3 protein-coding genes and 1 pseudogene are annotated in these 10,069 nt (G+C 63.6%); 1 reads left to right on the top strand and 3 read right to left on the bottom strand.

The genetic code is table 11. The features are described 5' to 3' along the window. Together A5906_RS43520 and A5906_RS46370 are read right to left on the bottom strand one after the other, a co-directional pair. On the bottom strand, positions 1 to 206 hold a 206-nt coding region (locus A5906_RS43520), incomplete at both ends, for an immunoglobulin-like domain-containing protein (RefSeq protein ID WP_210189979.1). Position 207: 1 nt separating this feature from the next. Then, positions 208 to 7,850 (bottom strand): annotated as a pseudogene (locus A5906_RS46370) (DUF5801 repeats-in-toxin domain-containing protein); the annotation flags it as partial. A 239-nt stretch (positions 7,851 to 8,089) separates the two neighbouring features. On the opposite strand from A5906_RS46370, the gene A5906_RS43000 reads away from it, so the two are divergent. Continuing rightward, complete coding sequence (locus A5906_RS43000) at positions 8,090 to 8,509, top strand: hypothetical protein (protein ID WP_080135722.1); 420 nt, start codon at positions 8,090 to 8,092, stop codon at positions 8,507 to 8,509. 67 nt (positions 8,510 to 8,576) lie between these two features. Here the strand turns inward: A5906_RS43000 and A5906_RS42535 are convergent. Continuing rightward, positions 8,577 to 10,069 (bottom strand): cadherin-like domain-containing protein (locus tag A5906_RS42535; protein ID WP_201723789.1); only part of this gene is annotated, 1,493 nt, incomplete at its 5' end.

Below are 10,069 nucleotides of genomic sequence, written 5' to 3' on the forward strand. Positions count from 1 at the left end.
TCGGTGATCTGCGTCACCGCAGGCGTGCTGTCCACGACCAGGTGCTCGAAATTACCGCCGGTCGCCGTGCTGATCGTCGCGCTGACCGAAGTCGGGTCGAGATAGACGTCCTCGTTCGGCGCGACCGTGTGCACCACCGAGCCGCTGCTGGCGCCGCCCGCAATGGTGATGACGTCGCCGTTCGACAGCGTCACCGTCACCGGCTGNCCGGCCTGCGCCGGATGCGTCAGCGTCGCCGTGTAGGTGATGCTGCTGTCCGCCTCCGTGATGCTCGGCGTCGCCGTCAGGCTCACCGTGGTGTCGTCGATCGTATCCTTGAACGTAACCGTGGCATTGCCGTACGTCGTGGTGTTCACCGCCTCGAAATTGCCGCCGGACGTGCCGGTGATCGAGACCGGGATGACCTGGCCGTCCACATAGACGTCCTCACCCTGGGCCGCCTGCGGAGCGGACGACGCCGTCAAGTGACCCGGCGCGAAGGTGATGTCCACCCCGTTGCTCAGCGTCACCGTGAACGGCGTTATCGACGCGTAATCCATGTGCGCCGTGTAGACGAACGTCTCGTTCTCGAACGCCACGACATTGTCCAGCGTCACGAAGTTGGTGTTGATCGTATCTTTGACCGTCACCGTCGCCGTGTCGGTGGTATCCAGCAGCTCGTAATTGCCGCCGGTCGCACCGGTGACCGAGACGGTGTAGGTCTCGTGGTCGATATAGGGGTCGTCGCCCTGCACCGGGAACGGCGTCGAGGTGCCGGTGGTCTGGCCGGCGAGGATCGTGATGGTCGTACCGTTGCTCAGAGTCAGCACGAGATTGCTGCCCTGCGGCGCGTGGTCGACGCTGGCCGAGATCGTCGCCGTGCCGGCGCCTTCGTTCACCGTCACGTCGTTCAACGTCACCGTTGTCGGATCGATGGTGTCCTTGATCGTGACCGTGGCATTGCCATACGTCGTGGTGTTCACCGCCTCGAAATTGCCGCCGGACGTGCTGGCGATCGAGACCGGGATGATCTGGCCATCCACATATACGTCTTCACCCTGGGCCGCCTGCGGAGCCGACGATGCCGTCAAGTGACCCGGCGCGAAGGTGATGTCCACCCCGTTGTTCAGCGTCACCGTGAACGGCGTCATCGACGCGTAATCCATGTGCGCCGTGTAGACGAACGTCTCGTTCTCGAACGCCACGACATTGTCCAGCGTCACGAAGTTGGTGTTGATCGTATCGTTGACCGTCACCGTCGCCGTGTCGGTGGTGTCCAGCAGTTCGTAATTGCCGCCGGTCGTGCTGGCGACAGAGACCACGTAGGTCTCGTGATCAATATAGGGATCGTCACCCTGCACCGGGAACGGCGTCGAGGTGCCGGTGGTGTGGCCGGCGAGGATCGTGATGGTCGTACCGTTGCTCAGTGTCAGCACGAGATTGCTGCCCTGCGGCGCGTGGTCGACGCTGGCCGAGATCGTCGCCGTGCCGGTACCCTCGTCCACCGTCACGTCGTTCAACGTCACCTTGGTCGGGTCGCCGTCGTCGGTGACGACGAAGGACACCGTCGATGCCGAGGTATCGCCGTCACCATCGGTCACCGTGTAGGTGAAGTTTGCCGGCCCGCCGGTGTTATAGACGTCGTCGGGCTGCGCAACGAACTTGTAGGCACCGTCAGCGGTGACCTGGAGACTGCCGTGGGCGAGCGTGATCGCCTGGGAGTACCCGTCATTGCCGAACGACAGGGTCACCCCGTTGATCTCGGTGACGGTCGCGCCGTCTGCGCCCGGATCGAAGTCGAGTTGCCCCGTGACCGGCGCAGACCCTTCAAGCACGTTCTGCGAGGCCTCCGCAAAGGCATGCGGACCATCATCCTGGAAATTGATGTGAAGCCCGGCGGGCGAAACAGCGTGGGCGGTGTCGCCATCGCCGTCGGTCGCGGTGGCCGAAATGTACACGAGGCCGTTCGTGATCGAGACCTCGTCATCATAGGCAGCCGGTGACGAGCCATCGACATTGTGCGCGATCGCCGCAAACTGGGCGACCCACAGATGCCCGGTGGTGTCGACGTAGAGCGCGAACACCTTCTCGCCGGTCTGGAAGTTATTGCTGTCGACGCCCCAGACGATGTCCGGGTTGGTGGAATCGGTGAACAGGAAGATGTCGTGGTTGCCGACGGTGGTGTTCAGCCCGGAATCCTGGCCGGTGAAGCCGCCACCGGTGGAGTTCGTCAGCTGATAGGACACACCTCCGGCCGGGCCAGGTCCATCCGTGCCGAAATCGGGCGTCGTGAACAGGGTGCTGGCGGCACCGGTCGATTCGGCATAGCCGAGAACCGTACCGATCTGGGCGCCGGCAATTGCGGCGGTCAGCACGCTCGGCGCCGTCGCGGGATCGACGTCGTTCTCCGGATTCGGACCGGATTGCGGGGCGAATCCGGCGCTTTCGTCATGGGTGACGCTGAGCGTGGCGGGAGCGCACACGACGGACGAGATGCCGCTTACCGAGAACGGATGACCGACATTGTCCTCCCCGGGATCATTCGGATCGGCCGGAAGCGTCGGTGCACCGTTCGGCGTGCTCGAGAACGCGACGTTGTCGTAGTTGGAAATGACCAGACGATTGAAATCATCCGCCGCGTCGACCGTGACGGTCGCGCCCTCGTTCAGGCCGACGATGACGACGCCGACGAGCGTGTTGCCGTCATAGACCGGAATCTTGGTGTAGCTGGCATCGCCGGTGACGGTGACGTCGTTCAGCGTGATCGGCAGCGGATTGCCGTCGTCGTTGAAATCGGGGGTGTCGTTGGCGTTGAAGACCTGGACGAACACCGTCGCCGTGTTGCTCGGACCGCCCTGGATCTGGTGGATCGTGAACGAGGCCGCATCGACCTCGTAATGCCCGTTATAGGCAAAGCCGCCGGCGGGGAATGTGAGGCTGTTGACGAAGTCGAGCCGCAGGATCTCCGCAGGCTGGTCGTTGCCGCCATGGACCTCATGGCCCTCGATGGTCTGGTTGCCGACGCCGATATCGCTGCCCGTCGTATTGATCGTGTTCGGGTTCGGACCATTGCCCTGGCCGATGCCGGATAGCAGCACGTCCTGGTCGCTCGGACCATCGAGACCACGCTCGTCGACGTTGCCGGCCTTGATGCCGACATAGGTGAGCGGCGTATCGACGCAATCCTGCGACGCCGAGATGGTCGGGCCGGAATCGTCGATGGAGACGACGGACTTGTTACCGTCGATGAGAGTGGCGGTAGCGGACTTCGTGATGTGATCGCCATCGCCGTCGGTCACCGTCACCGTCAGCTTCAGGCCGACGCTTTGGCCGGCCACCGCCGTCAGCAACGAGATCGACTCGTCGAACAGCGACGGCGTCTCGGGCAATTGCGATCCCACGGGTTCGGACGCGTCGTGATCGATCGGCAGGAATTGATCGACCACGAGCTGCGCCGTGGCCGGATCCGTCGAATTCAACGAGATACGCAGGACGACAAAATCATCGGCAGTTGACTGCGTATCATGGCCAACGCGGCCGACGATCTGACCGCCCTCGAGCGTCAGCCACACGGTCCGATGGTCCACCGACGTGCCGTCGAGCGGACTTCCCGCGACCGCAGTCGCAATGAGATTGGTCTTGATGCCGCCCACTTCGGGCGCGCCGGTCAGAACGAGGCTGAGCGCGGACGTGACCGGATTGGACAGGGCCGGACCGTCGGCGCCGTAGTTGATCACCGCATTGGTGAACAACGGGGCAAGCAGCCCCTCGCCCGTCTTCAGCTCGCCGATCTCGGCCGTCGAGGTGGCATCCGTCGTGAATGTCACGGCGGTGTGGGCCGTGTCGTCGGCGGTGCCGTTCGGCGCGCCGCCGTCCGACTCGCCCTCGCCGACATTGTATTGATCGGGCGCATGATTGATCGTCTCGTCGAGGTTCAGCTGAAGCGCGACGAATTCAGGCTGCGTCACGTCGGTGCCTATCGTCAGCGACGGGCCGTCATCGTTGAAGTGGATCCTGGTCGAAATATCCGCCGAGGCGGACGAGGTGTCGCCGTCGCCGTCCTTGATGGTCACGACGGCCGAGATCGAGCCCGCGGCCAGCGAAATCTGGTCGTTCGGGTCGGACGAATTGAAGTGATGGAGCGAGAGATATTCGACCACCGACACCTTGCCGGAGACCGGATCGATCGCGATCGCAAACGCGGTCTTGCCCTCCAATTCGGGATGCACGCTGTCCGTGCCCACCGTGCCGATAATCCGGCCGGCAAGATCCTGCGACAAGGTGATCTCGGCGCCGTCCGTCAGGGTTACCCCGGACGTGGACGAATGCAGCTCGAGCGAATAGGTGATCGCCGCAGCCGGATCGGGGCCGTCGACGCCGAAATACGGCAGGACGCTCAGCGCCGCGCCGCTGCTGGTGGCATAGGCGAGCACCGGCCCGCTTTCGTCCGGATCATCACCCGGGTTCGCAACGCCCGCAAAGATCGCCAGCGGGCCGTCGACGTCGTTGGCCTGGTTGTTCGGGCTCTCGTCCGCGGTGACCGCGAAATTGCGTGACACCGTCGCCGCCACCAGCGGGCCATCGTCCTCGAACCGGATATCGCCGCCGATATTGGCGGACGCCGACGCGTGGTCGCCATCCCCGTCGGTGACGGTGACGGTCGCCTTGACCTGGCCAAGCGCATTCGCCAGCGAGACCGCCTCGTCGCTATCGCCATCGACGTCGGCGCTGTCATGGTGCAGCGAAACGTACTGGACCACGGATACCTTGCCGCTGACGGGATCGATCGCGATCGCAAACGCGGCCGGATCGGTGCCGGTGTTGGTCACGTCGGTGTCGCCGTCGGATCCGTCGTAACGGCCGACGATCAGGCCGCCCTCCAGGAACAGGAAGATCTCCTTCCCCTCCGTGGTGGTCAGCTTGGAATCCACCGGACCGATCGTGCTCTGGCCCTGTGCGTCCGTCAGCGTCAGCGAGAACACCTGGGCGCCGGTCTTGGCCGCCCCGTCGGTGCCGTAATCGACCGTGTTGATGGTGAGCGCGGCGACATTGCTCTGCGCGTAACCGATCGGAAGGCCGAAGGGAACCTGCGGGTCGTGTCCGGGATGGCCGACGCCGTTGAAGACGGGCGTGAACAGAATGTCGTTGTCGTCGCCGAACGGCGGGCTCTGCAGCAGCAGGGTCTCGTCGTGAACGACGGCAAAACCTCGCGTCTCCGACACCGTTACGGTCGGACCGTCATCGTCGAAGGCGATGAACGATTTCTCATTGCCGATCAGGGTGACCTTGACCGTCGAACTGGTCTGGTCGCCGTCGCCGTCGGTGGCCGTTGTCGTGAGCTCGAGCTTGAGCGTCCCGTTCCCGGCCATGTGCAGGATTGCCTGCTCGTCGAACAGGGACGGATTCTCGGAGCCGCCATGGTCGATCGGCAGGAACTGGTCGACCGTGATCTTCGCCGTGGTGGGATCGCTGGCATTCTCCAGCGTGATACGGAAGACGACATATTCGTCGCCGTTGCCGGCGATGCCGTCGCCGGTAATGCGGCCTTCGATCGTCGTGTCATTGACCTGAACGAGCACGATGGCACGCTGGGCCGCCGTGAGGTTCTCGAGCGGCGAGCCGACCAGCGCCGTTGCAGTCAGATTCGTTCCGGCCGTATCGCTGGACAGCACGAGCTTGAGCTCATTGCTGATGCCGCCCTTTGCCCCCGGGCCGTCCGTTCCAAAATCGACAATGGCCGCGTCGAACAGATCCGCGATGTCGCCCGCGGGGGTCGACCGTTCGCCAATGGCCTGCGCCTGGGTGGGATTGGTTGAGACGGTGACGGTGGTGACACCCGTATCGTCGGCGGTACCGTTCGGCAATCCGCCACCTGACTCGGACTCACCGGTGTTGTAGGTGTCGAGGCTTGGGCTGTCGCCGTGGCCGATGGTCTCGTCGAGATTGAGCCGGTCGAGATTCGACGGATGCTCGCCCTCGTCCCGCGTGATCGTCGGGCCGTCGTCGTCGAACGCGACGAACGAGTTCTCGGTGCCGATCAGGTTGGCCTGGACTGCCGAGACCGCCTGGTCGCCATCGCCGTCCGTCACCGTGGTCGTGAGTTGCAGATTGAGCGAGGCGCCGTCGGTCAGGTGCAGGAAGATCTGCTCGTCGAACAGCGACGGATCTTCCGAGCCGCCGTGATCGATCGCAAGGAACTGGTCAACCGTGATATGCGCCGTCGCGGGATTGCTGGCGTTCTCCAGCGTGATGCGGAAGGCAACGTACTCGTCGCCGTTGTCGGCGATGCCGTCACCGACGATCCGGCCCTCGAGCGTCGTGTCGTTGACCTGGACCAGCACGATGGACCGTGCGGCTGCGTCGAGCCCCGCGAGCGGCGTGCCGGCAAGCGCCGTCGCCGTCAGGTTCGTGCCAACAGTCTCGCTCGACAGCACCAGCTTGAGGATATTGGTGATTCCGCCGTCGGGCCCCGGACCATCCGTCCCGAAGTTGACGATCGCCGAGGGAAAGAGATTGGCGAGTCCCCCCGCGGGCGTCGACAGCTCGCCGATCGCCTGGCTCTGCGTCGGCGCGGTCGACACGGTGATGGTCGTCACTCCGGTATCGTCCAGAGTGCCGTTCGGCGTGATGCCGTTGGATTCGCTTTCGCCGGTGTTGTAGCGATCGGTGACGGGTCCGTCATCCTGGCCGATCGTCTCGTCGAGATTCAGCAAGCCGAGCGACGGCAGTTCGCTGCTCTCGCCCCGCGTGACGGACGGCCCGTCGTCGAGGAACGACACGCCGAGCGAATTGGTCGACAGCGCGGTCGCCGTGTTGCCGGCGTCGTCGGTCACGGTCTGCTGCACGAAGACCACGCTACCGAGCGAAGCGCCTTCGCTGGTGTCGGGATCGGACGCGGTGCCGTGCTTGATGGCTTCGTACTGGGCCACGTCAAGCTTCAGGCTCGCGGGATCGAGGTAGAGCTGGAAGGCGACCGCACCGTTCGGGTCGGCCACGCCGCCGGCGCCCTCGCGTCCGACCACCAGACTGCCTTCGGTGAACAGGAAGATTTCGTTGCCGGTCACCGTGGCCTGCAGACCGGAATCGACGCCGGCGAAGGCCGCGCCGGCGGAGGTCGTCAGCGCATAGGTGATCGTACCCGCCCCAACGGTGCCGAAACTGGCGCTCGACGAGGCGATCTCCGGAATGGCGCTCTCGGCCCATCCAATCAATCCGACGGGCGAGAAGACGGCGGGCAGACCACCATTGGGCTGATCGTTGGCGCCGTTCAGAATCTGGACATCGACGGTTTCATCGTGGACGACGACCGTGCCCGAGAGCGTGAAGCCTGCGCTCGGCGGAGTCGTGGCCGGCAGCCCGGCGAACGTCTCGGGACCACCCCCCGAGTTGCCAAGCTCTTCTTGTCCGAGCAGGTCGAGCGGATTACCGGCATTCAGGGGATCGACCGCCGAGTTGGAGAAGTTGCCGCCGCTGCCCTGCGCGTTGCCGTTGCCATCGCCGGCCGCCGGCAGCACGGACTGGTCGGTGGTGATGGGGAACAGGCTCGCGAATTCCTGCACATTGACGTCGCGGCCGGGCGCCAGCTCGATGGACAGCAGATGCTGATCGTCATGTCGGGAATCGAAGACCGGATCGACGGTGATCGTCGACTTGTTGTCGAAGAGAATGATCAGCTTCTCGCCGACATGGACCAGCGTGATCTTTTCGTTGGCGATCGCCGAGAAGTCGAGCTTGACCTTCTGGTCAAAGCCGAGATGCACGACCACCGCTTGATCGGTGAGCGGCTTGGCTAGCGTGAAAGTACGAACTGGGGTGGTGTTGGTCGGCACGGCAGTACCGGTAGCTTGCGCTACCTGAAATTGTGCATTCATAATTTACCCCTGCCAAAGCACTGTGCAGTTGAAATCAAGTCTGAAGAAAGTAAGTCGAAAAGTTTCGGTATTAAGCTATTGTTAACCGAGGCGGTGGTCAACGAAATCAACTAGTTAACAAAGAGTTTTTGGTCTGCCGTGGTAAATTGGCTGATCGGTATGCACGGCGTCGAAAAGACATTTAAGTTGAGCATCTTGCAACGAAGCCCCCGGGAAAACCCGGCATGCCTGGAGCAGCAATGAGGGTAATATTGTCCGCCAGCGTCGCTTTATCGCTTGGCTTCGGCGCCCCGGCATTGGCCGAGGACGCGCCGTCTCCCGTCGAACGAACGGTCAAATCCGCGTCCAACAAGGACACGCGGATTGGCGTCTTCATCAACGTCTTGCCCGATTGCACGTCGGGTCCGCTGCCGACGATCCGCCTGGTCAATGCGCCCGCATCCGGGAAGGTGATCGTCAAGTCGGCGAAGGTGAAAGCGACGAACTACAAGACTTGCCTTGCACTGGAAGTGCCGGCCTATGTCGCATTCTACAAGTCGCAGCCCGACTTCATCGGCGACGACGTCCTGACGATTGAGGTCAAATATGCCGGTGGCCGAACCGAGATCCAGAAGATCACCGTCAATGTCGCCGGCCCGGGCGCGCAGCAGAAGATCTAGCGGCCGGGCTCTCTTCCGGGGATAGCCCGGCCGGGCATGCCGGCCGGGATCCTGGTCGTTCCCGAACTCACGGGTGCAGCAGGAAATTGCTCGCTGTCAGGCCGAGGCCCGTGCCTGACAGAACGATCATCATATCGGCATGCCCCTGGGTCTCCGTCGTGCTGCTGGTGTTGGCGTAGACGATCGTGTTGCCGCCGGATTCGATCCAGGCAACGCTGTGCGCATTGAGGTTCACGCCGGGGCCGCTGAGCGGCGCCTGATAGGTCGTAATGTCGCTGCCGACCGCGCCGAGCTGGGTGAAGTCGATCGTGTCCTGGCTCGATCCGCCTGCCGAGAAGTTGTAGATGGTATCGTGCCCGGTCGTGGTGTTCGTGCTCTCGGAAGCGAGTTTGTAGAGGAAGTTGTCCTTGCCATCGCCACCGATCAGCTGGTCGGCACCTCCACCGCCGTAGATCGTATCGTTGTTCGGACCGCCGAGCAGCGCGTCGCTTCCCCCGTTGCCAGTCAGTGCATCGGAACCGTTCATGCCGAACATGATGTCGACGCCACTCCCACCGATCATGGTGTCCTTGGTGGCAACGCCGACCCAGACGTCGACGCTGGTCTGGGTGGAGTTGTTGGCCTGATCGGTCGCAGTGACGGTCAGGTGATAGGGTATGTCATCGCCATTCGCATTCGTCTGAGCCTGCAAATTCGAGCCGCCGACGAACAGCTCGCCCGTATTGGTATCGATCGTGAACTTCGCCGCGTCGCTTCCGCTCAGCGCGAAATGGAACGTGTCGATGACATCGGGATCGCCCGTTGCGACGAACTCGCCGAGATCTGCGCCGGCGTTCAGCGAGTTGCCGTTGTCTGCGGTGCCGAGCACGCCCATCGAGCTGACCAGGAAGTTGATGCCTGTGGGCCCTCCCTGATCGGTCTGGAGCGCGGAGATCGAGAACGAAGACGAACTGCTCGCGGCACCGTGGCTGTCCACGGCATCGATGAGCAGCGTGTAGCTGCCTGCATTGAGATTGGCGGCATCCGCTACGGCCACCGCGCCAGTGCCGGCATTGACCGAGAACAGGCTGGCGCCGGTTCCGCCCGTGATGTGATAGGTCACGGAATCTCCGGCATCCGGATCGGTCGAATGCGCGGTCAGCCCCACGTAAGTACCGTTCGCGGCGTGGGCGTTGATGGAGTTGGCGGTGTTGTCGGTATCGACGGGCGCCGTCGGTGCATCGTTGACTGGCGTGATGTCCAGCGTCGCCGTGCCGGCCACGCTCTTCGGATCCGGCAGGCTGTTGGTCGTGCCATTGTCGGTGATGGTGTAGCTGAACGAGACCGAGGTGTCGTCGTTCAAGGCCGGCGTGTAGCTCCAGGTGCCGTCACCGTTGTTGACCAGATTGCCGCTGCCCCCACTGATCTGGAGGTTGCTCGCCGTGAGCTGGTCGCCCTCGATATCCGAGGCGTTCGCCAGCAGCATCGCCTGCGTGATCAGGTGCGGGCCACTGTCCTCCGCGATCGCCGCCAGCGTCACGGCGCTGGTGGTCGGCGCGTCGTTGACCGGGGTGATGTCCA

It is taken from the genome of Bradyrhizobium sacchari (genome assembly GCF_002068095.1).
Classification (GTDB): Bacteria; Pseudomonadota; Alphaproteobacteria; order Rhizobiales; family Xanthobacteraceae; genus Bradyrhizobium; species Bradyrhizobium sacchari.

Excerpts from the sequence above, each read along its gene's own strand:
- A5906_RS43000 (WP_080135722.1), top strand. The coding sequence starts at position 8,090 with ATGAGGGTAATATTGTCCGCCAGCGTCGCTTTATCGCTTGGCTTCGGC.